Here is a 25,862-nt window from a genome sequence, read left to right as displayed (position 1 = left end):
GCGGCTTCGAAAATGTCCGGACTCGCCGCAACCGTGACTGCCGGGCGCGCGTCTGCTGCGGTGTGATGGTCGTCCCAGGAGGAAGCGGAGCCACCGTGGCGACGCCGCGGGAGGTGGTGATGGGCGCGCAGTCCGCGGAGGCGGAGTTCGACGCGTTCTACCGTGACACCGCTCGGCGGGTCATCCACCTGGTGTACGGCTTCACCGGTGACCTGACCGTTGCCCAGGACAGCACCCAGGAGGCGTACGCGCGGGCCTGGCAGCAGTGGGCCACGGTGCGCACGCATGAGGACCCACTCGCCTGGGTGCGGACGGTGGCCCGGCGCGTCGCCATCTCGTCCTGGCGCAAGAAGACCAGCCGCGACCGCGCCCACGAGCGGCACGGCGCGCACGACACCACGGGACCACCGACCGAGGACCGGGTCGCCGTCATCGCCGCCCTGCGGACCCTGCCTGACGCGGTGCGGGAGGCGGTGACCCTGCATTACATCGGCGACCTGAGCGTCGCCCAGATCGCCCACGAGACCAACACGCCGACCGGCACCGTCAAGGCGCGGTTGTTCCGAGGGCGCGCCCAGCTCGCGCAGGCCCTCCAGCACAAGGAGACGACCCATGGCTGACCTCGAGGACTGGAGCGCGGCCGACGACTCCCTCGTCCGCGGAGCGCTGGCCACCCTGCGCGCAGACGTGGAGGCGACCCCGCTGCCCGATGTGCGTTTCGTCAAGGCGCGTGGCGTGCGGCGACGGCGCCGACAGGTCCTCACCGTGGCGGCCGCCGGCGCCGCTGCGGCCGCCGTCGTCGGGACTGTCGGACTCGCTCAGCTGGACAAGGACCCGGGGAGGCTCCAGCCGGCCACCCACAGCACCACGGCGACCGGCACCACGACCGCACCATCGCCTGCCACCACGACCACCGGCTCCCTCGACCAGCCGGGAGCCCTTCCGCTGCCCCAGGAGTGGGCCGCATCCCTCTCGCTCTCGGGCCGCCCGAGGCTGACCAGCATCGCGAAGGGCAGCAGCGAGTGGTCGAGCCACGAGTGCCTCACGTCGGTCCCCGTCGGTCAGGTGCAGCGGCAGCAGGTCACCGTCCCGGGCCTGTCGTTCGAAGGCGGCCAGACCAGGTTCAGGGTTCCCGCCTCGCTGGACCCGCAGACCGTCGCGGAGGGGATCGCGGCCGATGTCGCCGCCTGCCAGGCCGGACCGGGTTTCCGGGTGACCTCCCGAACCGGTGGCGGATGGCCACGGCTGTACTCCTACCGCGCAGGCGACGCCGGCTCGGGGTGGTTCGCGGTGGTGCCGGGCGCGGCCGACGTCACGCTCCTGCAGGTCGTCGACCCGGGACACGACCCCTCGTCGTTCACGCAGGCACAGGTCCACGGGCTGGCCCTCCTCGCCGAGCGCCGGCTGAGCCGCTACGGCTCGGCCGCAACGCCCGGGGGCTCCCCCTCCCGCACCTCCCCCACCGGCACGAACTTCCCGGCACCTCGGTTCACCAAGGCGCTCGACGAGCGGATGCCCGTTGCCGGCGTCGCGCCACTGCTCTCCTGGAAGCTGTTCGTGGCTCCTTCGCAGTGGACTTCGCCCAGGTTCGCGGGCGGCGCCAAGGCGTATGCCGAGCCCGGAGCGCTCGACGGCAGCTCCGCGATCGTGGAGTGCGAGACCGACCAGCAGCAGGCGGGCGTCGGCGGCCGGTACGGCATCGTCAGCATCCGCACCGGGAAGGGACAGGGGACCTACCTGGGCAGGCAGCGAGTCCGGCTGTTCGAGGACGTGCAGGGCTACGAGCTCGTCCAGGCCGACATCGCTCGCCTGGACCGGCTGCTCATGGCGGGCTGTACCTCACCGGGCGGGAACCGCACCACCGCCGAGCGGGGACCGGTGGCGGGGACCTACCTGCTCACCACGCGCGTCAGCGGCGCGCCCACGTCGTACCAGTACGTCGGCATCACCGGACAGCAGACCGAGGGGGCGGTGTCGACGATCGTGTTCCACGGCAGCAGCGACGGGCAGGGCTTCCAGGGCACCCGGACGGAGGGCTTCAGCGAGCTGGTCAGGTTGATGCAACTCGCCCGCCAGAAGTAGCCCGTCGAACGCTGGTGCGGACCGGCCGACTACTGCAAGCCCTTCATGATCTCGCGCATGAGGTCCGCGGTCGCGGACGGCGTCCTGCCGACTTTGACCCCGGCTGCCTCGAGTGCTTCCTGCTTGGCCGCGGCCGTTCCCGCGGAGCCGGAGACGATGGCTCCGGCATGGCCCATGGTCTTGCCCTCAGGCGCGGTGAAGCCTGCCACATAGCCCACCACGGGCTTGGTGACGTGCTCCTTGATGTATGCCGCGGCGCGCTCCTCGGCGTCGCCGCCGATCTCGCCGATCATCACGATGGCGTCGGTCTCGGGGTCCTTCTCGAACGCCTCGAGGCAGTCGATGTGCGTCGTGCCGATGATCGGGTCACCCCCGATGCCGACGGCCGAGGAGAACCCGAACTCCCGCAGCTCGTACATCATCTGGTAGGTCAGCGTGCCCGACTTCGACACCAGCCCGATCCGGCCCGGCCCAGCGATGTTGGCCGGGATGATCCCGGCGTTGGACTTGCCGGGGCTGATCAGCCCGGGACAGTTCGGGCCGACGATGCGGGTCGTGCCGTTGGTCTTGGCGTAGGAGTAGAACTCCGCGGAGTCCTTGACCGCGATGCCCTCGGTGATGACGACGGCGAGGGGGACCTCTGCGTCGATGGCCTCGACCACAGCCGACTTGGCGAAGGCCGGCGGGACGAAGATGACCGAGACGTTCGCGCCGGTCTCCTTGACCGCCTCGGCGACCGTGCCGAACACCGGCACGGTGACGCCGCCGTCGAAGTCCACGCTCTGGCCGGCCTTGCGGGGGTTGACGCCACCGACGATCTGGGTGCCGGAGGCGAGCATGCGCTGGGTGTGCTTCATGCCCTCCGAGCCGGTCATGCCCTGGACGATGACCTTGGAGTTCTCGTCGAGAAAGATTGCCATTGGTGTTCTCTCCTGGCTTTCAGTCGGTTACGCGGCGTTGGCGGCCGAAGCCAGCTCGGCGGCCTTGCGGGCCGCACCGTCCATGGTCTCTTCGATGGTCACCAGCGGGTGGTTGGCCTCGGCGAGGATCCGCCGGCCCTCCTCCACGTTGTTGCCGTCCAGCCGGACGACGAGGGGCTTGGTCGCCTCGTCCCCCAGTGCGTTCAGGGCACCGACGATGCCGTTGGCCACCGCGTCGCAGGACGTGATCCCGCCGAACACGTTGACGAACACGGACTTCACCTGCTCGTCGCCGAGGATGATGTGCAGCCCGTTGGCCATCACCTCGGCGGAGGCCCCACCGCCGATGTCGAGGAAGTTGGCCGGCTTGGGGTGGTTGCCCTCACCGTCGGTGAGCTCCTCGCCGGCATAGGCCACCACGTCAAGGGTCGACATGACGAGCCCTGCGCCGTTGCCGATGATGCCGACCGAGCCGTCGAGCTTGACGTAGTTGAGGCCCTTCTCCTTGGCCGCCGCCTCCAAGCGGTCCGCAGCCGCCTTGTCCTCCAGCGCCTCGTGGTCGGGGTGCCGGAAGTCAGCGTTGGCGTCGAGGGTCACCTTGCCGTCCAGCGCGATGATGTCGCCGTCCTGCGTCTTCACCAGCGGGTTCACCTCGACCAGGGTGGCGTCCTCGTCGCGGTACACCTCCCACAGGGAGGCCAGGACCGGGACGATCTTTGCGGCGGTCTCCTCGTCGAACCCGGCGGCCTCGACGATCTCGCGCGCCTTCGCCTCGTCGATCCCGGTGTTCGGGTCGACCTCGACCCGGGCCAACGCCTCTGGCCGCTCGACGGCGAGCTGCTCGATCTCCATCCCGCCCTCCTTGCTGCACATGGCGAGGTAGGAGCGGTTGGCACGGTCGAGCAGGAGCGAGAAGTAGTACTCCTCGGCGATCCGGGCCCCCTCGGCGACCATGACGGTGCCCACGGTGTGGCCCTTGATGTCCATTCCGAGAATGGCCTGCGCGGCTTCCTCGGCCTCCTCGGGGCTCTTGGCGACCTTGACCCCGCCGGCCTTGCCGCGGCCCCCGGTCTTGACCTGGGCCTTGACGACCGTGACGCCGCCGCTCCTGCGGCCGATCTCCTCGGCGGCCGCCCGGGCCTCCTGCGGCGTGGTGGCGGTCGCCCCGGCCAGCACCGGCACGCCGTGCGCCTCGAACATGTCTCGGGCCTGGTACTCGAACAGATCCACGTGTGACGTCCTCGTCTACGGATGGGTGAGGTTCGCGCACGAGACTAGTCCCGTCGCGTGCCACAGGTCCCCTCGGGTCCACGGGCGCCGCGGTGGATGGGAGCAATCTCACGCCGCACGGCCGCGCGATGTGGTGGCCCAACTACGGGGGTGGCCGAACTACGGAGGGGCCGAGCTACGGAGTGGGGGTCCGCCCGGCGAGGACCTCCGCGAGGATCGAGGCGTCGCAGTTGCCGCCGGACAGGACGAGCCCGACCCGGCGTCCGGTCACGGTCTCGCGCTCCGCGAGCAGTCCGGCCAGCGCGATGGCCCCGGAGGGCTCCGGGAGCTGATGGGTGGTCCGAAGCAGTACCCGCATCGCCTCTGCCGTCGCGTGCTCGCTCACGGTCACGATGCGTGCCGCGCCTCGGACCATCTCCTCGACCGCCTCAGCCACGGGCGCCCTGCAGGCCACTCCGTCGACGAACGTGTTCGCCGACGCCGTCGTGACCACGTCTGCGGCCTGGAAGGACAGCGCGGTCGCCGGCGCCTGATCCGAGACCACGCCCACGATCTCGGTCCGTAGACTCAGCACGTCGCGCGCGCCGATGAGGCCACAGATGCCGGAACCCATGCCCACTGGGACGTACACGGCGTCGAGCGCTCCCGCCGCGTCGAACAGCTCCTTGGCGTAGGTGGCGACCCCGACCACGAGGTCCGGGTGGAACGGCGGCACGGGCTCCAGGCCGAGGTCCTCGCCCAGGCCCATCGCGTGTTCTCGCGCCTCCTGGTAGTCCCGGCCGTGCACGATCAGCTCGGCGCCGAAGCCCTCCATCGCCGCGTTCTTGTCAGGGCTGTTCCCTTCGGGGACCACGATCACGACCCGGAGCCCGGCGGCCCTGCCGGCATACGCCAGGGACTGTCCGTGGTTGCCGCGGGTGGCCGACACGAACCCTCTGACCTGGGGCCGCTCCCGGCGTGCGCGGTCGGCGTAGACCAGGCCTCCCCTGACCTTGAAGGCGCCGGTCGGCGTCTGGTTCTCGTGCTTCACCCAGACCTGCGCGCCCACCTCCTGACCCAGCAGCGGCCAGGCGAGCTGGGTGGTGGCCGGGAAGTGCCGCCGCACCACCGCGGTCGCGGCATCGAGGTCGGCCAGTGTGAACGCCATGGCGCGAGTCTGCCCCAGGTTTGCGCCATGCGGCGGTGAGCCGGGACCTGGAGGTCGCCCCGGCCCACCGCCACGAGCGGTGCTGTCAGCTCGCCGTGACAGCGGTGTCGTCCACGACGAACGAGGTCTGGAGCGAGGAGTCCTCGTTCATCAGGAACTTCACGGTCACGGTGCGGCCCTTGTAGGCCGTCAGGCTGAAGGACTTCTGCGTGTAAGTCGCGTTGGTGCCGACGTTGGAGTACGTGGCCAGCGTCGTGGTCGTCGCCCCGTCGACGACCTGGACCTTCATCGTGTCGTACGCCGTGGTGCCGCTCTCGGCAGTGTCCGTACGAAGCCAGAACGACAGGGTGGCAGCGGTCGCTGTGGACGGGACCGCAACGCTCTGCTGCTCCGACTCGGTCGAGGTCGTGCCGTTCCCACCGAGCCACAGCTTCCAGGTGCCGGAGTGGGCCGGGCGGCCGGTGTTGTTGGTGATCGGCCCGGACGTCCCGGTCCAGCTCACCGCCCCCGACTCGAAGCCCGGGTTGAGCAGGAGGTTCCCGCCGGTGGGCGGCGGAGTGGTGCCACCACAGCTCTTCGCGCCGGCCGGGACCGCAATGGCGGTGAAGGCCTTCTCGACGGCGAGGCACGTGGCGCTGCCCGCACCGTACAGCTCTACGGCGGAGGCGATGGCTCCCTCCCTGGCGCTGGCGTAGGTGCTGGTGGAGGTCAGCTTCGTGGCCAGGGTCCGGTACCAGACCTTCTCGATGGCTCCGTGGCCCGCGCCGGTCACGGTCGACCCGTCACAGGTCGGGCTGTTGTAGGCGACCCCGTTGACCGTCTTGGCGCCGCTGCCCTCGGAGGCCAGGTAGTACCAGTGGTTCAGGGGGCCGGAGGAGTAATGCGGGTCCAGGCTGCCCAGCGTGCTGCTCCAGCAGTCCCGCGAGCCGCCGTCCCTGCTCGGCCTGTCCAGGTAGCGCAGCGGCGTGCCGTTGCCGTTGAGGTCGATCTTCTCTCCGATGAGGTAGTCCGGGACGTCGGCCGCGCTGTTGGCGTACCACTCGACCCCGGTACCGAACATGTCCGAGGTCGCCTCGTTGAGCCCACCTGCGTCGCCCGTGTACGCCAGGCCGGCTGTGTTCTCCGTGACGCCGTGGCTCATCTCGTGTCCGGCGACGTCGATCTCCGTCAGCGGGTGCGTGTTGCCGGCGCCGTCACCGTAGGTCATCTGGGTACCGTCCCAGAACGCGTTCTGGTAGGCGTTGCCGTAGTGGACCCGGCTGCGAGCGCCGGTGCCGTTGTTCCAGATGCCGGTGCGGCCCAGGAAGCCGTTGTAGTAGTCGTAGGTCTTCTCCGCCCCGTACTCGGCGTCGACCCCGGCGGTCTGGCGGCTCGTGGTCGTGCCGTTTCCCCAGGTGTTGTCGGCGTCGGTGAGCTGCGTCGCGGTCCCAGAGGTCGCACCGCCGAGGTCGGTCGTGTAGTTGCCGTGGCTGTCCTTGAGCAGCCAGGTCCCCCCGGACGAGATGGTGTTGAGGGTTACCGTGCCGGAGTACATCGAGTTCCCGGTGCCGTTCTCGATCTCCTCCCACGAGGTGAGGACGCTGCCGTCGACCGCGTCCACCACGGTGTGGAGCCTGCTTGGCGTCTGGTCCGCCCGCACACCGTGGGTGACGACGTCCCACGCCAACCGGGGGGAGGCTCCCCCGGCCCACACGACGAGCTGACCGTCGTTCTTCGTCGGCGCATACCCGGCGCGCCGAGCACCGGCCGCGCGTGCGCCGGACTCGCTCACCCGCGGCGTCGTGGAGGGGACGGCCGCCCTGCCGGAGGCGTTCCAGTGCACTTCGCGCACAGCACCCGACGGTGACTTCGCCACGACCAGGTCGCCGCCGAGGACCTTCAGGCCCTTGAACCTGCGGTCGTAGCGGATGTGCTCGGTCCCGTCGCGGTCCGTCACGACGTTGCGTACGACGAGCTGCTCGTCGGCGGAGAGCCCGAGCGTCCGAGCGTCCCGGTCGGGATCCGCATGGGTGGCGGTGACGCTTTGGGTGGCTCGCGCGGGGACAGCCTCTGGTGCGGCGGATGCGGCGGACAGTGGGGTGGCCACGGCCGCGGCGACCGCGACGCCCAGTGCGGCGCCTGCGGACAGTTGAATCACGTGTTCCTCTTCTCGGGACTGGGCGTGAGAGGTGGTCTCCCACGCCGGGGGGGACCTCGGTCGCCCCTCCGGAGCCGGCAAGGTTGGCGGGGGTCTTGGAGGGGGCCGACGCCGTGCCGACCTAACTCGGACGCCCTGACCTGCGTCAATGGACCTGACGAAGAGTTTGCGAAGTCCGGGGGAACGCCCCGGTTCCACCCGGTTCCGGGTGGTCTGGGTCCGAGTTGGGGCAAGAGATCGTCAAGGGAGCCGACGTCCACGTCATACCGTCCGGAAGCCGGACCAATCGCCCAGCATGTGGACGGCCCGGCGGCCGCGCCGCTCGCGTGACCGCGTCGGCGACCGGTCGTTGTCATGGCACGCAGTCGGGACGGCCCGGCTGCCCTCACGTGGAGGCCCCGATGTCGCGTCCGGCCGTGGCTCGACCCCGTCTCGCCGCCCTAGCCGTGACGTGCGCCTGCGCACTGGCGGGCCCTGACGCCAGGCGGCGCTGCCGCAGCCCCTGCGCCGACGACGGCACTCGACACCGTCGACGTGTTCACCGGGCTGCACTTCACGGTACCGGCGGGGCAGGACGACCTCGGGCGGCCGCAGACGTGCACGATCGACGGTGACCTCTACCTGCCGCACAGCGCCAGCCCCTCCCACCGGGTGCCGGCGATCCTGACCACGAACGGGTTCGGCGGAAGCAAGACCGACCAGGCGGGCATCGGCACGGCCTTCGCACAGCGCGGCTACGCGGTCCTGTCCTACACCGGCCTGGGGTTCCCCGACAGTGGCTGCAAGATCTCCCTCGACGACCCGGAGGTGGACGGCACCGCGGCCCGCTCGCTGGTCACCTTCCTCGGGGGAGGCGGCTCCGCGGCCTACGACTCCCCCTCCGTGGGCGGCGTGGGCGCTGGGCCGGGCACGCTGAGTGTCGACTTCACGACACTCGACGACGCTGCGACCCACGACCCGCGTCGGCATGACCGGAGGCTCCTACGGTGGGCAGATCCAGTTCGCCACGGCCGCGGTCGACAGCCGCCTGGACACGCTCGTCCCCCTCATGACCTGGAACGACCTCCGGTACGCCCTCGCGCCCAACAACGCCAGCTTCACCCGCGGCGTCACCTACGCGGACTCCAACCCGGGGACGGAGAAGATCGGCTGGACCGGGCTGTTCTTCGGCGTCGGGATCGCGGACGGCGTCCAGGGGGCCAGGACCGACCCAGCGCGCAACGTCGGCTGCCCCAACTTCGTCCTCCAGGCCTGCCAGGCCAAGGCGACGCTCGACACCCTCGGGTACCCCACACAGGACACCTTCACCCTGACCGACCGCGTCTCCGTCGCCCACTACCTCGACCGGGTGAAGGTGCCCACCTTCCTCATCCAGGGTGAGAACGACACCCTCTTCAACCTCCAGGAAGCCGTGGCGACCTACCAGGCGCTTCGGGCCCGGGGCGTACCGGTGTCGATGGCCTGGCAGTCCTGGGGACACTCAGGAGGCACGGGTACCAGCTCCGGTGCGGCGCCGGGCGAGCTCGACCTCACAGGGCAGCACATCGAGGACACGTAAGCCTGCGCATCATGAGCTGGTTCGACCACTACCTCAAGGACTCGCCGGTCTCGACAGGCCCCGGCTTCGCCTACTTCCGTGACTGGGTGCGCTACTCCGGCAGCGCCGCCCCCGCGTACGCCGGTGCGGCGTCCTACCCCGCGGGCTCCCGCCAGGCCTGGTACCTGTCGGCTGCTGACCGGCTGGTCCCGTCGCGGTCCCAGATCGTGCCGGGCTCCACGAGCTGGTCCAACCCCGGTGCTGGCGCCGCCGCCTCGTACTCCGAGGTGTCGGGACTGGAGGGGCAGGTGACACTGCCGCCGGACCTCACGACTCCGTACGACACCCCCGGCACCTTCGGCGCCTGGACCACCCCCGCACTCGCCTCCCCGGTCACGATCATCGGCGCACCCACCCTGGACGTGGCCTTCGACTCCCCCGCCGTGGCGGTGGCCCAGACCGCGGGCCCCGGCGGCCGGCTCCAGCTCTTCGCCAAGCTCTACGACGTCGCGCCGGACGGCTCCGTGACGCTGGTGCACAGGCTGGTCAGCCCCGTGCGGGTGGCCGACGTGACCCGGCCGGTGCACGTGGAGCTCCCGGCCATCGTCCATCGCGTGGAGGCAGACCATCGGCTGCGGCTGGTCGTCGCGAGCACCGACGCCGCCTACAAGAACGCGTATGCCGTGCAGCCGGTGACGGTGCACGCGTCGCCCACCACGCCCGCGGTGCTGAACCTGCCCGTGGTGCGCTGACGTCGCGCGTCGAAGCCCTCAGCGACGCCGTGCCTTGCGCGAACGACGCCGTGCCTTGCGTGAGCGGTGCGCTGGCGCTACTGCTGCGTGACGTTTGCCCGGACCCACTGGACGATCTCGGTCGTCGTGGCGCCCGGGGTGAACACTTTCGCCACGCCGATCTTCTCCAGCTCGGGTATGTCGCCCTCGGGGATGATCCCGCCCCCGAAGACGACGATGTCCGAGGCGTCGCGTTGTCGGAGCAGGTCCATGACCTTGGCGAAGAGGGTCATATGGGCACCGGAGAGGACCGAGAGACCGACCGCGTCCGCGTCCTCCTGGATCGCGGCCTCCACGATCTGCTCAGGAGTCTGGTGCAGACCGGTGTAGACCACCTCCATGCCCGCGTCACGCAGTGCGCGGGCGACAACCTTGGCGCCACGGTCGTGTCCGTCGAGCCCGGGCTTGGCCACGACGACGCGCAGGGGGGAGTCAGTCATGGCCGCAGACTAGCCACTCCGGCGGCGCCGCAGGCGTCTCGGGTGCCCAGGGCCACATCTGTCCATCCGCGCGGAGCGCCACGACGCAGCCCCAGGAGCGGCGCGCCATGACCACGACCGCGAGCGCGGGCGGCCGCCTCAGGCTAGGTTCGCTGTGATATGTCCTTGAGTGTCCCGCGCCGTCGCCGACCCGCTGCACTGTCGCAGCCGCCGTCGGACGGTACCCCGCGCCAGCAGGGCCTGGCCTCGCGAGCCACCCGCGGCGCGACCCGCACCGTCAGGGACGCCACTCTCGCGGCCCAGGACATCCTCGGCGGAGCCGCCCGTGCGGTCGCCACGCCCACCGGCCTCCTCGGCGCGGCCGTCGAGGCGGCCTGGGTCACCACCCACCTGGCGCTGTACCCGTGGGGACTGGTGGGACGACACGGGACCGAGAGCCACCTGGGCTACCGGGTGGAGCACCTGCCGCCCATCCAGCGCGGGCTCGTCATCTCCGACGTGGAGGCGGCCGGGACGCCGATCCTGCTCGTACACGGCATGGTCGACAACCGGTCCATCTTCACACTGCTGCGCCTGGGGCTGCGACGTCGTGGCTTCGGTCGCGTGACGACCATGAACTACTCCCCGTTCACTGCGGACGTCCGCGTCGCCGCCGCACAGCTGGCAGAGGAGGTGGAGGCCCTGGTCGCGGAGACCGGCTACGAGCGGATCCACGTCGTGGGGCACTCGATGGGCGGACTCATCGCCCGCTACTACGTCACCCGGCTCGGTGGCGACCAGCGGGTGCACACCCTGGTGACGCTGGGCACACCGCACCAGGGCACCTACACCGCGTACGGGTGGCACAACCGGCTCACCCGCCAGCTGCGCCCCGGCAGCGGCCTGATGAGGGAGCTCGACCAGCCCGTCCACGACTGCCGGACGCGCTTCGTCGTGTACTGGTCGGACCTGGACCAGATGGTGTTCCCCCAGCGCAACGCCGCCTTGGACCATCCGGATCTCAGCGTCCGGAACATCGACCTCCACGGGGTCGGGCACATGTCGCTGCCCATCCTGGGCAGCGTCGTGCACGGCATCTCGTCCACGCTGGCCCATCTGGACTCGGAGGGTCACACCCTCACCCCGGGAGTGACGGAGCTGCGCCCGAAGCTCTAGGCGCGCCGCAAGCCGTACGGCCTCGCGAGCCGCGCTGCGCCGCGAGCCGCACGGCGAGCCGTGCTGCACGTGGCAGGCTCGCGACCCTGGGGACGAATTGTCGATAACGAACTGGTCACGCTACCCTCGGTGACTTCGTGTCCCCCCGCACGCTAGGTCACCCCTCTGTGAGATCGCCTTCCTACTCGGGCCGCCACCGCGCCCCGGGCCGGCACCGCGCGCCGCGTCGCGCGCTTCGCGTCCCCACCGGGCTGCGGGCCGGCTTTGTGCTCCCCGGCGCCGCCGCGGCGGCTCTGGTCGTGACCGCGACGGGGGCGACGGTGGCCGACTCGGCGCCTGTCTCCGCCGCGGTCAGCGGTGCCCGCGGCGCCAACGCCACGGGGAAGCCGACCACGCAGGAGACCGGCCCGGGTGAGCTGGACCGGCTCGAGCAGGAGCACGACCGGCTTCAGCACGAACAGCAGCGCGAGATGCAGAGCGCCGCAGCGCAGAGCCGGGTGCAGACCGCCCATCGGATCGCTCGCACCGCTGAGCGCCAGGCCGTGGCCAAGAAGCGCGCGGCCGAGGCGGTGAAGAAGGCGGAGGCCACGCGGAAGGCACGCGAGCGGTGGGTCATGCCGATCAAGGGCGCCACCTTCACCTCCGGCTATGGCTGGCGCTGGGGGCGCCTCCACCAGGGCGACGACTTCGGAACCCCCGTCGGGACCCCGTTGGCGTCGATGTCCACCGGCACGGTGCGGTTCGCCGGCTGGGAGGGCGGCTACGGGAACAAGATCGAGATCCAGTACTGGGATGGCACGGTGTCCGTGTTCGGCCACCTGAGCCGGGTCGACGTCAAGGTCGGGGACAAGGTGGCCCCCGGCGAGGTGGTGGGCCACTCCGGAAACACCGGGCACTCGACCGGACCCCATCTGCATCTCGAGATCCACCCGGACGGGGGCGCCGCGATCGACCCGGCTCCCTGGCTGCACGCCCACCACCTCCAGTAGCTCGCCAGCTCACGGCGCCTCTCCGGCTCACGAGACCTCAGGCTGGGGTCACCGGCCGGGCTGCAGGGGCGACAGCGCCGCCCTTTCCTGGCAGGCTGGCTCGGTGAAGGAGCCCGACCGCGACCACGGCAGCCGCCACGACGGCCGCGACCGTGACGCCGCCGGCCGGGCCCGACAAGCACGACCACGAGACGCGCTGGGCAGACCGCTGCCCTATGGCGCGAACGGGGTCGAGCCCGTCTCCGAGGAGCCCCTCCCGCCAGAGGATGCCCTCCGGACCGCGCGAGAGCTCGTGGCGAGCGGTCGCCCTTTCGCAGCGCACGAGGTGCTCGAGGCCCGCTGGAAGGCCGGGCCAGCCGAGGAACGAGACCTATGGCAGGGGCTGGCGCAGCTCTGCGTCGCGTTGACACACGCGGCCCGGGGCAACCCTACGGGGGCGCAGCGGCTCATGGAGCGGGCCGCCGTGAGGCTGGGCACGTATGCCGCCACGGGGCGCGGGACGCACGGCGTCGACCTCGACGAGGTGATGCACTGCGTACGCGAGCGCGTCGCCGAGATGTGAGCGACAGACGGACGCGCAGCTCAGCGCAGTAGCTGCTGGAGCGCCCAGGAGTTGCCGTCGGGGTCGCTGAGGTAGGCGTACTTGACGCCGCCGAGGTCCTGCACCGAGGAGACCTCGACGCCCTTGTCCGACAGCTCCCGTCGCGCAGCCTCGACGTCGTCGACGACCAGGTGAAGGTTGTGCACGCGAGGGGCCTCGGGGTCACTCATCCCGACACCGACGACGATCGAGCAGGCGGAGCCCGGCGGGGTGAGCTGGACCACGCGGAACCCGTTACCGGGCTGCACATCGTGGTCGAGGCTGAAGCCCATCCGCTCGACGTAGAACTCCTTGCTCCGGTCGACGTCCGAGGTGGGAAGGGGCACGAGCTCCAGGCGCATGTCCATGGGTGTCTCTCCTTGCGAGTCTGGGCGCGGGGTCTGGGTGCAGCGTTGCGGTGTCGTGGCGCGGGACCGGCCGCCGTGCCTCGGCAGGGCCCGTCGGTCAGAGCTTCTCGAGGGGGGCGTACCGCAGCAGGAACCGCTTCACGCCCGTCTCCCCGCCGAAGTCGACGTGCGCCTGCGTCTTGTCGCCCTCCCCCTCGGTCTTGACGACGGTGCCGAGGCCGTAGCTGTCGTGGGTCACCTTGTCACCCGAGTGCAGCGAGACCAGGGGACGGTTGCCGGGCGACCGCACCCCTGGCCGAGCCGCGAGCCGAGCCACCGCGGGGGTGGACGGGCGGCGAGCGGTGGTGGCCGCCTCGGCCCGCTGCCAGTCCACCAGCCCCTCGGGGATCTCGTCGAGGAACCGGCTGGCCGGGTTGTACTGCGGCGCGCCCCAGGCGGAGCGCACCGCCGCGCGGGACAGGTGCAACCGCTCCCTCGCGCGCGTGATGCCGACGTAGGCGAGCCTGCGCTCCTCCTCCAGCTCCTTGGGGTCGCCGAGAGCTCGCAGGTGCGGGAACGTCCCGTCCTCCAGGCCGGTCAGGAAGACAACGGGGAACTCCAGTCCCTTGGCGGTGTGCAGCGTCATCAGGGTGACGACGCCGAGGTCCTCGGCCTCCTTGGACTCGGGGATCTCGTCGGCGTCGGCAACCAGGGACACCTGCTCCAGGAAGTCCTCGAGCGTCGCCACCTCGCCGGTGGAGGCGCGCGTCTCGTCGAACTCCTGCGCCACCGCGACGAGCTCGGCGAGGTTCTCGATGCGGGTCTCGTCCTGAGGGTCGTGGCTGGCTCGCAGCTCCGCCAGGTAGCCGGACTTCTCGATGACCGCCTCGAGCAGCGCTCCGACCCCCTGGTCGTCGTCCTCGTGGATCTTCCCCAGCTCCTCCAGCAGCGCGGTGAAGCCCTTGATGGCGGCCACCGACCGGGTCGCGATGCCGGGTGCGTCCTCGGGACGGCCCAGCGCCGCGATGAACGGGATGCGCTCGCGCTCGGCCAGCGCAGCCACGCAGGCCTCGGCGCGGTCGCCGATCCCCCGCTTCGGCACGTTGAGGATCCGTCGCAGGTTGACGGTGTCCGTGGGGTTGGACACCACCCGCAGGTAGGCGAGCGCGTCCTTGACCTCACGCCGCTCGTAGAACCGCGTCCCGCCGACCACCTTGTACGGCAGGCCGACCCGGACGAACACCTCCTCCAAGGCGCGGCTCTGGGCGTTGGTCCGGTAGAACACCGCCACGTCCTTGGGCTTCACCCCCGCGCTGTCGCCCAGCTCGTCGATCGTCTTGGCAACGAAAGCTGCCTCGTCGTGCTCGTTGTCCCCGACATAGCCGACGATCAGGGAGCCGTCGCCACTGTCGGTCCAGAGGTTCTTCTTGCGACGCTCCGGGTTCTTCGCGATGACCGCGTTGGCTGCCCGCAGGATCGTCTGGGTGGACCGGTAGTTCTGCTCGAGAAGGATGGTGCGCGCATCCGGGTAGTCCTGCTCGAACTCGACGATGTTCCGGATGGTGGCACCGCGGAAGGCATAGATCGACTGGTCGGCGTCGCCCACCACCACGAGCTCGGCCGGTGGCACGGTGGGCCCCGCCGTGCGGTCGGGTGGGCCCACGGTGGAGCTGCCCGTGTTGGGGGACACACCCGCCGCGCCGCCCATACCCCCGACGAGCTCCCGGACGAGCTGGTACTGCGCGTGGTTGGTGTCCTGGTACTCGTCCACGAGGACGTGCCTGAACCGGCGACGGTAGTGCTCAGCCACGTCGGGGAACGCCTGAAGGATGTTGACGGTCGTCATGATGAGGTCGTCGAAGTCCAGCGCGTTGGCCTGTCGCAGCCGCCGCTGGTAGCCGGAGTAGGCCTCGGCCAGCATGCGCTCCTGATGGGTCCCCTCGGCGACTCGCGAGGCGAACGTCTCCTCGTCCACGAGCTCGTTCTTGAGGTTCGAGACCTGGTGGCTGAACGACCGCGGCGGGTAGCGCTTGGGGTCGAGGTCCAGGTCGCGCAGCACCATCGCCATCAGTCGCTGGCTGTCGGCCGCGTCATAGATGGAGAAGGTCGACTTGAGGCCGACCTTCCCGGCCTCGCGCCGCAGGATCCGCACGCACGCCGAGTGGAACGTCATGACCCACATCCCCTTGGCGCGTGGACCCACGAGGGCTGTCACCCGCTCGCGCATCTCCGCGGCGGCCTTGTTCGTGAAGGTGATCGCGAGGACCTGTCCCGGCTGCACCCCCCGGGCTGCGAGCAGGTAGGCGATCCGGTTGGTGAGCACGCGGGTCTTGCCGGAGCCGGCCCCGGCGACGATGAGCAAGGGAGATCCCTCGTGCAGGACGGCCTCGCGCTGCTGCGGGTTCAGACCCTCCAGCAGCGACTCGGGGTCGGTGCCCGTGCCGTCGACCGCCTCACCACGGCGCTCCCCCGCAGCCTGCGCCCAGGTCGGCACCCCGCGTTCGTCGACGGCCGTGGCTCGGGCCGTCGCGGTGGCGGTGCCCGTACCCTGGTCGGCAGGGAAGAGGTCGTCGAACAGCGTGCTCATATTGCCCCCAGCCTACGTGCCCGGGCGGACACTGCGGGGCCAGGGCCGGGTGCCCGCGGCACCGACCACCTGCCCTGGATAACCCCGAGCCGTGCGGCCCACCCGCCGTTAGCGTGGTCCCGTGCACGCGCCGCGCTCCGCCCGACTGCTGCGCGAACGCCGCTTCGCGCTGCTGGTCAGCGCACGCACGCTGTCCATGCTGGCGATCGCCTTCGCCCCCGTCGCGCTCGCCTTCGGTGTCCTCGACCTGCCGGGCGCCACCCCCACCACGCTCTCGGTGGTGCTGGCCGCCGAGTCCGTGTCGCTGGTGGTCTTCACCGTCGTCGGCGGAGTCGTCGCGGACCGCTACCCGCGGCACCGCGTCCTCCAGGGGGCCGAGTGGGTCAACGCCTTGGCGCATGCAGCCCTTGCGACGATGATCGGGACCCGCGAGGCCCCGCTGTGGGGACTGGCCGCCGCGGCCGTGGTCTCGGGACTGGCCACCGCCATGGTGTGGCCAGCCCTGACCGGAATCGTGCCAGACGTCGTCCCCGCCGCGGAGCTCCAGGAGGGCAACGCGCTGATCGCGCTGGGCGGCAACCTCGCACGGGTGACCGGCCTGGTGGGGGGCGGCATCGTCGTGGTCGCGGTCGGCCCAGGGTGGGCCCTAGCCGTGGCGGGCGCGGCGTTCGCCGTCTCTGGACTGCTCGTGTCGCTGCTGGACCTGCCCCGTCACGCCAAGGCGGCGTCCCACGGCGGTAGCTCGTCGCTGCTCTCCGAGCTGCGTGGCGGCTGGGACGAGTTCCGGTCGCGGCAGTGGCTCTGGGTCGTCGTCGTCCAGTTCTCCGTGCTCGTGATGGTGTGGGAGGCGGCACATCTCGTGCTGGGCCCGGTCGTCGCCCGGGAGGAGCTCGGCGGTCCGCGGGCCTGGACGGCTGTGCTCACCGGGGAGGCCCTGGGGCTGGTCACGGGCGTCCTCATCGCTCTGCGCGTCCGTCCGCGCCGCCCCATCCTCGTGGGCGTGCTACTGACGTTCGGCGCGGCACCGCCATACCTGTTACTCGGTGCCAGCGCCCCGTTGTGGCTGGTGGTGGTGTCCGCGTTCGTCCTCGGGCTCTGCTTCGACCTCTTCGGCATCCTCTGGCAGACGGTGATGCAGCGCGAGATCCCGCCCACCGCCCTTTCCCGGGTCAGCTCGTACGACGCACTCGGCTCGCTCATGCTCGGACCGCTCGGGCTGGTCCTGGCCGGGCCGGCGGCCGAGCGCTTCGGAGCGCACGCCGCGCTGGTGGCCTGTGGCGTCGTCATGGTGCTGACGACGGCCGCGGCACTGGCCGCCCCGGGAGTGCGCCGGCTCACCGCCCGCGCGCCCATCGCCGGGCCGGGCCTGGTTCTGGCGGCGTCGGACCCTGCCTCGAACCCGGCCGAGACGCTGCCATGACGGTCCGTCGCCACCCCGTCACGGGACAGCTGTTCTCCTCCCCCGTCCCGCCCGGCACCGGATGGCCGGGAGACCCAGCGACACCGGACACCCCGGTCGCCCGCACGCCGGCAGAGGTGGAGCTGCTCGCCGGGAGTGCTGCGGACGTCGGCGGGCTCGACGCCCGTGTCTCGGTCTGCCGGGCCTGTCCCCGGCTCGTGGAGTGGCGCGAGACCGTGGCGACCCAGGGGCGTCGTGCCTCCTTCGCCGAACAGCCCTACTGGGGCCGGCCCGGTCCGGGCTTCGGTGACCCCACGGCGGAGGTCCTCGTGGTCGGACTCGCGCCCGCGGCGAACGGCACCAACCGCACCGGTCGGATGTTCACCGGCGACCGCAGCGGCGACTGGCTCTACGCCGCGCTGCACAGGGCGGGGTACGCCAGCCAGCCGCAGTCCTGGGCCAGCGGCGACGGCCTGGTGCTGCGCAACCTGCGCATCGTGGCTGCGGTGCGCTGCGCGCCACCCGGCAACAAGCCGACCACGGCGGAGAAGGCGACGTGTGCCCCGTGGCTGGACCGCGACCTCGAGCTCGCGGCGCCCCGGGTCCGCTCGATGCTGGCTCTCGGCGCCATCGGCTGGGACGCGGCCCTGGGCGCTGCCAGAAGGCTGGGCTGGCAGGTACCGCGACCTAGGCCACGGTTCGGCCATGGCGCTGAGGCCGTCCTCAGCGTCCCGGACGGACGCCCGGTCCGGCTGGTGGGCAGCTACCACGTCAGCCAGCAGAACACCTTCACCGGCAAGCTGACCGAGACGATGCTGGACGCCGTGATCGCCAGGTTGTGACCGTCCTAGAGTGCTGCACATGACCACTGCACGCGCGCTCGTCGTCCCTCGCACCGGCGACTCAGGAGTCCTGGAGGTCCGAGACGTCGAGGTGGCCGACCCGGGCCCAGGCGAGGTGCAGGTCGAGGTAGCCGCCGTGGGCGTGAACTTCATCGACGTGTACCAGCGGCAGGGTGTCTACCCGCTGTCCACCCCTTTCGTATCCTGCTCCGAAGGAGCCGGCACGGTGACCTCGCTGGGCGCCGGTGTCACCGACGTCGCGGTCGGCGACCGGGTCGCCTGGGGACAGGAGCTGGGCTCGGCCGCCACCATCGTGAACCGTGCGGCGCAGGCTCTGGTACCGGTGCCGGAGGGACTGGAGCTCGACGTCGCCGCCGCAGCCATGCTCCAGGGGATGACGGCCCACTACCTGGTGAACTCCACGTACCCGGTCCGCGAGGGCACCGTGGCCCTCGTCCACGCCGCGGCCGGTGGGGTCGGCCAGCTGCTCGTGCAGCTCGTCACGGCCAAGGGGGGAACGGTCATCGCCACGGCCGGCTCCCCCGAGAAGCTCGAGATCGCGCGGTCGCGCGGAGCCGCCGTGGCCATCGACTACCGGCAGAGCGAGGACCTCGCAGGCGACGTTCGCCGCGCGAACGGCGGCCAAGGGGTGGACGTCGTCTACGACGGGGTGGGGAGGTCGACGTTCGACGCGTCGCTGGCCTCGCTGCGCCCGCGCGGGCTCATGGTGCTGTTCGGTGGGGCCAGCGGCCAGGTCCCTCCCCTGGACCTTCAGCGGCTCAACTCAGGCGGATCCCTGTTCGTCACGCGACCGACGCTGGCGCACTACGTCGCCAGCCGCCAGGAGCTGCTCCAGCGAGGGACCTCCATCCTCGGCGACCTCGCCGCCGGGCGGCTCACCTTGGAGGTCGGTGGGCGTTACTCGATGGACGAGGCGGCGAGGGCGTACGACGACTTGGAGGCACGCCGCACCGTCGGCAAGCTGCTGCTCGTCCCCTGACCCTGTCGGCGGCACCGGACGTCACCGGCCGCTGGCAGGATGACGCCATGGCGCCCTGGGTGCTCCACGTCGACCTCGACCAGTTCATTGCTGCCGTCGAGATCCTGCGGCGTCCGGAGCTTGTCGGGCTGCCCGTCATCGTCGGGGGTCGTGGCGACCCGACAGAGCGCGCTGTGGTGTCAACGGCGTCCTACGAGGCGAGGGCCTTCGGAGTCGGCTCCGGGATGCCGCTGAGGCTGGCCGTGCGCAAGTGCCCCGCGGCGGTGGTGCTCCCGGTCGACGCGCCGGCGTACGACGCCGCCTCCGCTGAGATCATGGCGGTGCTGCGCTCCAGGCCCGGCGCCGTGGTGGAGGTCCTCGGATGGGACGAGGCGTTCGTGGGGGTGTCCACCGAGGACCCGGTGGAATACGCCCGCTCGATCCAGGCCGCGGTGCTCGAGCGGACGCGGCTGCACTGCTCCGTCGGGATCGGGGACACCAAGGTGCGCGCCAAGATCGCCACCGAGTTCGGCAAGCCCCAGGGCATCTACCAGCTCACCCGCCAGAACTGGTTCGACGTCATGGGCGACCGACCGACCTCCGCGCTGTGGGGGGTCGGGTCACGGATCTCGGCGCGGTTGGCCGCGCACGGCTACGAGACGGTCAGGGCGTTGGCGGAGGCGGACCAAGCCACCCTGGTGACGGAGTTCGGGCCGACGATGGGGCCGCACTACCGGCGGCTCGGGCGCGGGATCAGCTCGGCCGTGGTCGACGACACGCCGTGGGTAGCGCGAGCCCACGGAAGGGAGACCACCTACCAGCGTGACCTCGTGGAGCGGGAGGAGGTCGCCGCGGCCGTCCGTACGCTCGCCGAGCAGGTCGTCCAGGACATCCAGCGGGAGGGGCGACCCTGCATCCGGGTGCATCTCAAGGTGCGGTTCGCCCCGTTCTTCACGACGACAAGGATCCGGAAGCTGGCCGAGCCGACGTTCGACGCGGGGCTGATCGCCGAGACAGCCCTCGCGCTGCTGGAGGCGCTCGGCGACGACCGGCCCATCCGGCTGCTCGGTGTGCGGGCCGAGATGGTCCCCCCGCCCGGGGGGTATGAGCCGCCGCGTACGACAGGCCGAGGCGGACCGGGCGCACGCTAGCTGACCTCACCACAGGTCCCTGTTCGTCGGCGTTCAGTGCAGGACGACCAGGAGGTCATAGGTCCCGTATGCCCGCGGAGCCCGGTGGGCTGCGGCCGACCCCTCAGACGAGGTCGCCCTGCGCGAGCACCTCCTCGGCCACCAGCCGGAGCTTGGTGTTCGTGGTGGTGCTGCGCCGGCGAAGCATGCCGAAGGCCTCCTCGCTCGTCACGCGGTGGCGCGCCATGAGAATGCCCATGGCGATACCGATGCTGCGGTTGGTGTGCAGCGCCAGCTCCAGGTGCTCTGCCGTCTGCTGCGCCCGCTCCAGGGTCCGCCCCCTCCGCAACGCCAGGTCGCCGTGGACCCGAAGCCGGGACAGCAGCTCGATGGGCTCGAACGGCTTCACGACGTAGTCGTCGGCTCCCGCTGCCAGCCCTTCGGCGGCGGCCTCGGAGCCTGCTCGGGCGGAGAGCAGGACGACCGGCACATCGGCCAGGCGCTCGTCCGCCCGCACGAGCCGGACCAGGTCGAGCCCGCTGAGCCCCGGCAGCATGATGTCGGACAGGATGAGGTCCGGCACCTGCGCCACCTCGAGCGCCGAGACGACATCACCGACCGCCGTCACCTCCCAGCGGTCCGAGGCGAGCAGCCTGCTCAGGTAGCCGCGCAGGTCGGTGTTGTCCTCGACGAGGAGCAGCCGCGCGTTGGTGGTCTCGTGGACAGGCAGCGCCTGCGATGGCCGTGTGGGGGAGACGTCGAGCAAGGGCGAGGCAACGGCGGCGAGGTCGGTCGTCCCGCCTTGCACGTCCCTGCGCACATTCGCGTCGACGACCGCCGGCTCGGCGACCGGGAGCCTGACCGTGAACGCGCTTCCGCGTCCCAGCTCGCTCTCGACGGCGACCTCGCCGCCCTGCGCACGGACGAGGTCCGCCACCAGGGCGAGGCCGATCCCCACGCCCTGAACCCCCCGGAGGTCGGGCTGGCGGACCTGCTGGAACCGCTCGAAGATCCGCTGGCGGTCCTCGACCGGGATACCGCTGCCCGTGTCGCGCACCACGAGGCACACGTCGTCGCCGTCCCGCGTCAGCTCGACGGTGATCGCGCCCTCAGGGGTGAACTTGAAGGCGTTCGAAACGAGGTTCACCACGATCTTGGCCCAGGCTTCGCGGTCCGTCCACGCGGTACCCACGTCCTCGCCCACGGTGAGCTCGAGGGTCAGGCCGGCCTGCTCGACGGCGCTGCGGAACATGCTCACCAGGTCACCGGTGACCGCCGCCAGGTCCAGGGGCTCGACGACCGGGATGAGCGTGCCTGCCTCGGCGCGAGCGAACTCGAGCAGCGCGTCCACCAGGCGGTTGAGCCTCACCACGGCGTGCTCGGCTGCATCCAGATGGGCCGACTGGCTGTCGGTGAGCCGTTCCGACCGCAGCTCGCGGGTTGCGGCCATGGCCACGGTCAAGGGCGTCCTGAACTCGTGACTGACGTTCTGGAAGAACTTCGTCTTGGCCGCGTCGAGCTCCGTGAGCAGCAGGGCCCGGTCGCGCTCGTCGCGGGTCTTCCGGACGTCGGCGAGCAGGGTGGACATCTGGCGGGCGATGAGGTCGATGAAGCTGCGGTACGAGTCGTCCACCTTGCGGTAAGGGTTGATGCCCAGAACCAGCACGCCGTCGGGCTCGAAGGCGTAGGTGCTCAGGGGAAGCACCATGGCGCTCGTGGGCACGGCCGGTCCGAGCGGGCTCGGTTCCGCCGTCAGGTCGCTGTCGGGACCGTACCCGACCAGCTGCTGCGTGCCGCTGCTGAGCACCGCGGCGAGGGGATGGTCGGCCTCCGCGGCCAGATGTGTCGGCAGGGCGCCCCCCGAGCACCGCACGCCATACCCCGAGGCGAACGCGAGGTCGCCGCCGGGCTCACGCAGGTAGATGGCCGCGAACGGCAGGGCGCGGCGGTTGCCGCTCATGATGGTCATGGCCCGCTGGCAGACCTGCTCCAGGGAGAGCATGTCCGCCGCCGAGACGAGCGCCAGCTCGCGCACGGTCTCGAGCCGCCTCGCCTCCACCACCGCCTTGGTGACGTCCGTGGTGGCCACGAAGATCCCCAGGACCGTGCCGTCAGCGGCGTGGACCGGGCTGTACGAGAACGTCCAGTACGTCTCCTCGGTGTAGCCGTGCCGGTCGAGGAACAGCAGGAGGTTGCGGTTGTAGGTGGCCTCACCGTGCTCCCACACCTCGGAGGTCATGGGCCCGAGCTCCTCCCACACCTCCGCCCAGCACTCGCGAGCCACCTCGCCCATGGCGCGCGGGTGCTTCTCACCGAGGAAGTCTCGGTAGGCCTCGTTGTAGATCTGGACCAGGTCCGGGCCCCACCACAGCAGCATGGGGATCCTTGACGGCATCACGGTGCGGATGGCGGCGCAGAGCTCCTCGCTCCAGCCGCTGGGGTCACCCAGAGGGGTGGCGGCCCAGTCGGTCTCGCGCGCGCGAGTGGCAGCGGCGTCGGAGCCCGGGAAGAGGGCCGTCAGGGGGGAGGGCGCTGTGGGCCTGCGGGTAGCAGTGTCGGACACACCCGCAAATCTAACCGAAGACTGCACCGGTTGAGGCCACCCCCTTGACAAAGGCCCAGGTCAGAGCAGGTGTGTCCGTTCAGAGGAGGCGCCGGCCCATCGCCCACGCGGTCAGCTCGTGGCGGGAGGACAGCTGCAGCTTGCGCAGTACAGAGGACACGTGCGTCTCGACCGTCTTCACGGAGATGAACAGCTCCTTGGCCACCTCCTTGTACTGGTAGCCGCGAGCGATCAGGCGCATCACCTCCCGTTCGCGGGCCGACAGCCGGTCCAGCTCCTCGTCCACCTGCGCCACCTCCCCCGCAGCGGCCCCGAACGCGTCGAGCACGAACCCGGCGAGGCGGGGAGAGAAGACCGCGTCACCGTCGGCCACCCGCTGGATCGCCCGGGTGAGGTCGGTCGCACTGATCGTCTTCGTGACGTACCCGCGGGCGCCGGCGCGGATGACCGCGATGACGTCCTCCGCGGCGTCCGACACGGACAGCGCCAGGAAACGCACCGGTCGCCCGTCGGCAGTCTCCAGGCCGCGGCAGCCGTGCAGCACGTCCACTCCGCCGTTGCCGTTGCCGCCGGGCAGGTGGACGTCCAGCAGGACCACGGGCGGCCGGGTCGCCCGGATGACGGCGACGGCAGTGTCGACGTCAGGGGCCTCGCCGACGATGCGCACGGAGTCGCCGAGCTCGGCCCGCACCCCCGACCGGAACATCCGGTGGTCGTCCACCAGGACGACCTCGACGGGGCTTCTCTCAGGCGTGTTCACGGGTGCCCTCCTGGGTGGGGTCGAACGCGGGTCGGACACCGGTCGCTTCCCGGTCTTCTTCGGTCGTCCGCGGCCGGGCCTCGGCGGGCTGCGGCCCGGCCGGCACGTGCTGGGGCGGGGCTTCGGTGGGCTGGGGACGGGCCGGCGCGGGCTGGGGCAGGGCTTCGGTGGGCTGCGGCGACGGCGCCACCGCGGCAGGGAGGGCGAGCGAGACCTCGGTCCCCTGCTCGAGCCGCCGGACGCGCGCGGAGCCGCCGTGCCGCTCCATCCGTCCCAGGATGGACTGCCGTACGCCCAGCCGGTCCGGCGGCACGTCCTCCAGCTCGAAACCGGGCCCGTGGTCGCGGACGAAGGCCTCCGCCCCCTGGGCGCCCACCTCGAGATACACCGACACCGGTGGCGCGCCGTGACGTACGGCGTTGAGCAGCGACTCCCGGACGGCTCTGACCAGCGCCTGCCCGCCGTCGTCCAGCGGTCGGTCGCCTGTGGAGACCACGTCGACCGGTATGCCGTGGAGATCCTCGACCTCGTGGGCAGCCTCGGCGACCGCGGCGGCGAGCGTCGCGTCCGATCCGGTCGGTCCGGCGTACAGCCACGACCGGAGCTCGCGCTCCTGCGCACGGGACAGCTGGATGACCGCAGCGGGGTCGTCGGCCTTGCGCTGGATCAGGGCCAGAGTCTGGAGCACGGAGTCGTGCAGGTGGGCCGCGATGTCGGCACGCTCGGTCGCGCGGGCCCGCTCCGCCTGCTCGTGACGCAGGTCGGCCCACAGCCGAAGCGCCCAGGGGGCAGCGATCAGGGCGATGCCGGCGAGTACCGCCAGAACCGCGGCGCCGATGTCCCAGATGGCAGCCAGGGAGCGCCCCCTGGTGGCCATGATGACGAGGCCGGTCAGCGCGAGGACGCCACCGAAGACCAGCCGCGCGAGGCTGAACCTGCGTGTCCCGGTCTCTGAGCCGAGCCAGCGCCCGCGTTGCGCGTCGTCCAGCTGGGACCAGGCGATGACCGCCCCCACCGCCACGACCAGCAGGGGCACCAGGATGCCCAACCGGGCGTTCAGGCCCGAGTTCTGCGACACGACCACGAGCCCGACCACCAGGAGGAGCCCGCCCACGAGCAGCACCCGGGTGGCCTCGCGCCGTGCGGCGACCTCAGGCGTCTCCGTCCCTGAGCCCTCGGTCGAGGCTGCCGCCAGCCCCTCGGCGTCGGCAGGGTCGGCCTTGCGCCGGGCCGTGCCGTCCTCGCGCCTCGTGAGGGCCCACAGGAACACGTAGGCGACCAGTCCTGCGCCGGTCGGGAAGGAGAGCAGCACGAAGCCGACCCGCAGCAGCCACAGCGGCCAGCCCAGGTGCTCGGCGAGGCCGACGCAGACGCCGGCGACGACGCGGCCCTGCCTGGGCCGGGTCAGGGTCGGGCGCGAGGCGCGGCGCTCCGCGGCCCTCGCCTCGGGAAGGGCCGCAGGCCGCTCGTAGGGAGTGGGCATGCCTCATCCTCCCGCACGGATGACCCGAGACCGAGCGGGTTCAGGGTGCCGCGGGGGCCGCGTCAGGGTCGGTTCAGGGACGACCCTCATGGCCGCGACCGCGGGACGCCAGCACGATGGGTGCATGACCACGAGTGACACCACACAGCACCCCGGACAGCCGGCGGGGCGCGACGAAGCTGGCCTGGACCGGTTCTTCGACTGGCTGAGGTCCCTGGACGTGCGACGGGACACCGATGAGAAGTGGCTGGCCGGCGTCTGCAGCGGCCTGGCCACCCGCCTGGGGGTCGACCCGATCGTCGTCCGCGCCGGCCTGGTGCTCCTCGTCCTGCTCGGCGGCCTCGGCATCACGGTGTACCTGGTGGCCTGGGCCTTCATCCCGAACGAGAGCGAGGAGATCCTCGCGGAGCGGGCCGTGCGCCAAGGGGAGGTCATGCCGATCATCCTGCTGGTCGTCATCGGCCTTTCGCTGTTCGGCGGGACCGGCTTCGCCCATGACAACGGAGGCTTCGTCTGGTTCTGGTGGCTCGTCCTGACCGTCGGCGTCGTCGTATGGCTCGTGACCCGCCACCGCGGCGGCCGCACGACGCCGTTGACTGCGGGACACCAGCCCGCCACAGCCGGTTACGGGAGTTCCGCACCGACCACCATGGCCGGCGCGGGGACCATCCCCACCGCTCCTGGGACCACCGCTCCTGGGACCACCGCTCCTGGGACCACCGCTCCTGGGACCACCGCTCCTGGGACCACCGCTCCTGGGACCA

At 71.4% G+C, this 25,862-nt stretch carries 22 protein-coding genes; 12 read left to right on the top strand and 10 right to left on the bottom strand.

Annotation, left to right across the window (positions count from 1 at the left end):
• Positions 1–95 precede the first annotated feature (95 nt).
• Together PHA84_RS01425 and PHA84_RS01420 are read left to right on the top strand one after the other, a co-directional pair.
• Positions 96–620 (top strand): RNA polymerase sigma factor, encoded by a 525-nt coding sequence (locus PHA84_RS01425; protein WP_270886298.1) that lies wholly within the window; start codon positions 96–98, stop codon positions 618–620.
• Positions 613–2,082 (top strand): hypothetical protein, encoded by a 1,470-nt coding sequence (locus PHA84_RS01420; protein WP_270886297.1) that lies wholly within the window; start codon positions 613–615, stop codon positions 2,080–2,082. Before PHA84_RS01425 ends, PHA84_RS01420 begins: the two co-directional genes overlap by 8 nt.
• A gap of 29 nt (positions 2,083–2,111) precedes the next feature.
• Here the strand turns inward: PHA84_RS01420 and sucD are convergent, their stop codons facing one another.
• The 4 genes from sucD to PHA84_RS01400 form a co-directional block, all read right to left on the bottom strand.
• Complete coding sequence (sucD, locus tag PHA84_RS01415; protein WP_270886296.1) at positions 2,112–3,002, bottom strand: succinate--CoA ligase subunit alpha; 891 nt, start codon at positions 3,000–3,002, stop codon at positions 2,112–2,114.
• Between the two features lie 27 nt (positions 3,003–3,029).
• A complete protein-coding gene (gene sucC, locus PHA84_RS01410; RefSeq protein ID WP_270886295.1) occupies positions 3,030–4,232 on the bottom strand; it encodes an ADP-forming succinate--CoA ligase subunit beta in 1,203 nt (400 codons plus the stop codon).
• A gap of 175 nt (positions 4,233–4,407) precedes the next feature.
• Positions 4,408–5,379: a threonine dehydratase gene (locus PHA84_RS01405; RefSeq protein ID WP_270886294.1), complete on the bottom strand. Its 972-nt coding sequence runs from the start codon at positions 5,377–5,379 to the stop codon at positions 4,408–4,410.
• 85 nt (positions 5,380–5,464) lie between these two features.
• Positions 5,465–7,516, bottom strand: a complete 2,052-nt coding sequence (locus PHA84_RS01400; protein WP_270886293.1) for a M4 family metallopeptidase — start codon at positions 7,514–7,516, stop codon at positions 5,465–5,467.
• A 916-nt stretch (positions 7,517–8,432) separates the two neighbouring features.
• Here PHA84_RS01400 and PHA84_RS01395 point away from each other — a divergent pair.
• The gene (locus tag PHA84_RS01395; protein ID WP_270886292.1) at positions 8,433–9,074 is read left to right on the top strand and encodes a CocE/NonD family hydrolase; all 642 of its coding nucleotides are present in this window, start codon (positions 8,433–8,435) and stop codon (positions 9,072–9,074) included.
• 11 nt (positions 9,075–9,085) lie between these two features.
• Positions 9,086–9,805: a CocE/NonD family hydrolase C-terminal non-catalytic domain-containing protein gene (locus PHA84_RS01390; protein ID WP_270886291.1), complete on the top strand. Its 720-nt coding sequence runs from the start codon at positions 9,086–9,088 to the stop codon at positions 9,803–9,805.
• A 77-nt stretch (positions 9,806–9,882) separates the two neighbouring features.
• Here the strand turns inward: PHA84_RS01390 and PHA84_RS01385 are convergent, their stop codons facing one another.
• Complete coding sequence (locus PHA84_RS01385; protein ID WP_270886290.1) at positions 9,883–10,284, bottom strand: cobalamin B12-binding domain-containing protein; 402 nt, start codon at positions 10,282–10,284, stop codon at positions 9,883–9,885.
• Positions 10,285–10,443: 159 nt separating this feature from the next.
• On the opposite strand from PHA84_RS01385, the gene PHA84_RS01380 reads away from it, so the two are divergent.
• The 3 genes from PHA84_RS01380 (at position 10,444) to PHA84_RS01370 (ending at position 12,990) form a co-directional block, all read left to right on the top strand.
• Entirely contained in the window at positions 10,444–11,439 is a 996-nt protein-coding gene (locus PHA84_RS01380) for an alpha/beta fold hydrolase (protein ID WP_270886289.1), read from the top strand.
• A 167-nt stretch (positions 11,440–11,606) separates the two neighbouring features.
• Positions 11,607–12,428 carry a M23 family metallopeptidase gene (locus PHA84_RS01375; RefSeq protein WP_270886288.1) on the top strand — a complete coding sequence of 274 codons (822 nt, stop codon included), beginning with the start codon at positions 11,607–11,609 and terminating at the stop codon, positions 12,426–12,428.
• Between the two features lie 103 nt (positions 12,429–12,531).
• The gene (locus PHA84_RS01370; protein WP_270886287.1) at positions 12,532–12,990 is read left to right on the top strand and encodes a DUF309 domain-containing protein; all 459 of its coding nucleotides are present in this window, start codon (positions 12,532–12,534) and stop codon (positions 12,988–12,990) included.
• Positions 12,991–13,010: 20 nt separating this feature from the next.
• On the opposite strand, the gene PHA84_RS01365 is transcribed toward PHA84_RS01370, so the two are convergent.
• Complete coding sequence (locus PHA84_RS01365; RefSeq protein ID WP_270886286.1) at positions 13,011–13,376, bottom strand: VOC family protein; 366 nt, start codon at positions 13,374–13,376, stop codon at positions 13,011–13,013.
• Positions 13,377–13,473: 97 nt separating this feature from the next.
• A complete protein-coding gene (gene pcrA, locus PHA84_RS01360; protein ID WP_270886285.1) occupies positions 13,474–15,942 on the bottom strand; it encodes a DNA helicase PcrA in 2,469 nt (822 codons plus the stop codon).
• Positions 15,943–16,063: 121 nt separating this feature from the next.
• On the opposite strand from pcrA, the gene PHA84_RS01355 reads away from it, so the two are divergent.
• The 4 genes from PHA84_RS01355 to PHA84_RS01340 are packed head-to-tail and all read left to right on the top strand — an operon-like array spanning position 16,064 to position 20,313.
• Positions 16,064–17,362, top strand: coding sequence for an MFS transporter (locus tag PHA84_RS01355; RefSeq protein WP_270886284.1), 1,299 nt, complete (start codon positions 16,064–16,066; stop codon positions 17,360–17,362).
• Positions 17,359–18,183, top strand: a complete 825-nt coding sequence (locus PHA84_RS01350) for a uracil-DNA glycosylase (RefSeq protein ID WP_270886283.1) — start codon at positions 17,359–17,361, stop codon at positions 18,181–18,183. Before PHA84_RS01355 ends, PHA84_RS01350 begins: the two co-directional genes overlap by 4 nt.
• Positions 18,184–18,202: 19 nt before the next feature.
• Positions 18,203–19,183: a quinone oxidoreductase family protein gene (locus tag PHA84_RS01345; RefSeq protein WP_270886282.1), complete on the top strand. Its 981-nt coding sequence runs from the start codon at positions 18,203–18,205 to the stop codon at positions 19,181–19,183.
• A gap of 47 nt (positions 19,184–19,230) precedes the next feature.
• Positions 19,231–20,313 carry a DNA polymerase IV gene (locus tag PHA84_RS01340; protein WP_270886281.1) on the top strand — a complete coding sequence of 361 codons (1,083 nt, stop codon included), beginning with the start codon at positions 19,231–19,233 and terminating at the stop codon, positions 20,311–20,313.
• A 103-nt stretch (positions 20,314–20,416) separates the two neighbouring features.
• On the opposite strand, the gene PHA84_RS01335 is transcribed toward PHA84_RS01340, so the two are convergent.
• From PHA84_RS01335 to PHA84_RS01325, 3 genes are all read right to left on the bottom strand, one after another.
• A complete protein-coding gene (locus PHA84_RS01335) occupies positions 20,417–22,855 on the bottom strand; it encodes an ATP-binding protein (protein ID WP_270886280.1) in 2,439 nt (812 codons plus the stop codon).
• Between the two features lie 79 nt (positions 22,856–22,934).
• Positions 22,935–23,615, bottom strand: a complete 681-nt coding sequence (locus PHA84_RS01330; RefSeq protein ID WP_270886279.1) for a LuxR C-terminal-related transcriptional regulator — start codon at positions 23,613–23,615, stop codon at positions 22,935–22,937.
• Entirely contained in the window at positions 23,602–25,098 is a 1,497-nt protein-coding gene (locus PHA84_RS01325) for an ATP-binding protein (protein WP_270886278.1), read from the bottom strand. Before PHA84_RS01325 ends, PHA84_RS01330 begins: the two co-directional genes overlap by 14 nt.
• 124 nt (positions 25,099–25,222) lie before the next feature.
• Between PHA84_RS01325 and PHA84_RS01320 the strand changes: the two genes are divergently transcribed.
• On the top strand, positions 25,223–25,862 hold a 640-nt coding region (locus tag PHA84_RS01320; RefSeq protein ID WP_270886277.1), incomplete at its 3' end, for a PspC domain-containing protein.

This window comes from Pedococcus sp. 5OH_020, assembly GCF_027812955.1.
Taxonomy (GTDB): Bacteria; Actinomycetota; Actinomycetes; order Actinomycetales; family Dermatophilaceae; genus Pedococcus.
Note: the sequence above shows the minus strand (reverse complement) of the source record. Positions and strands in the feature narration are given on the sequence as shown.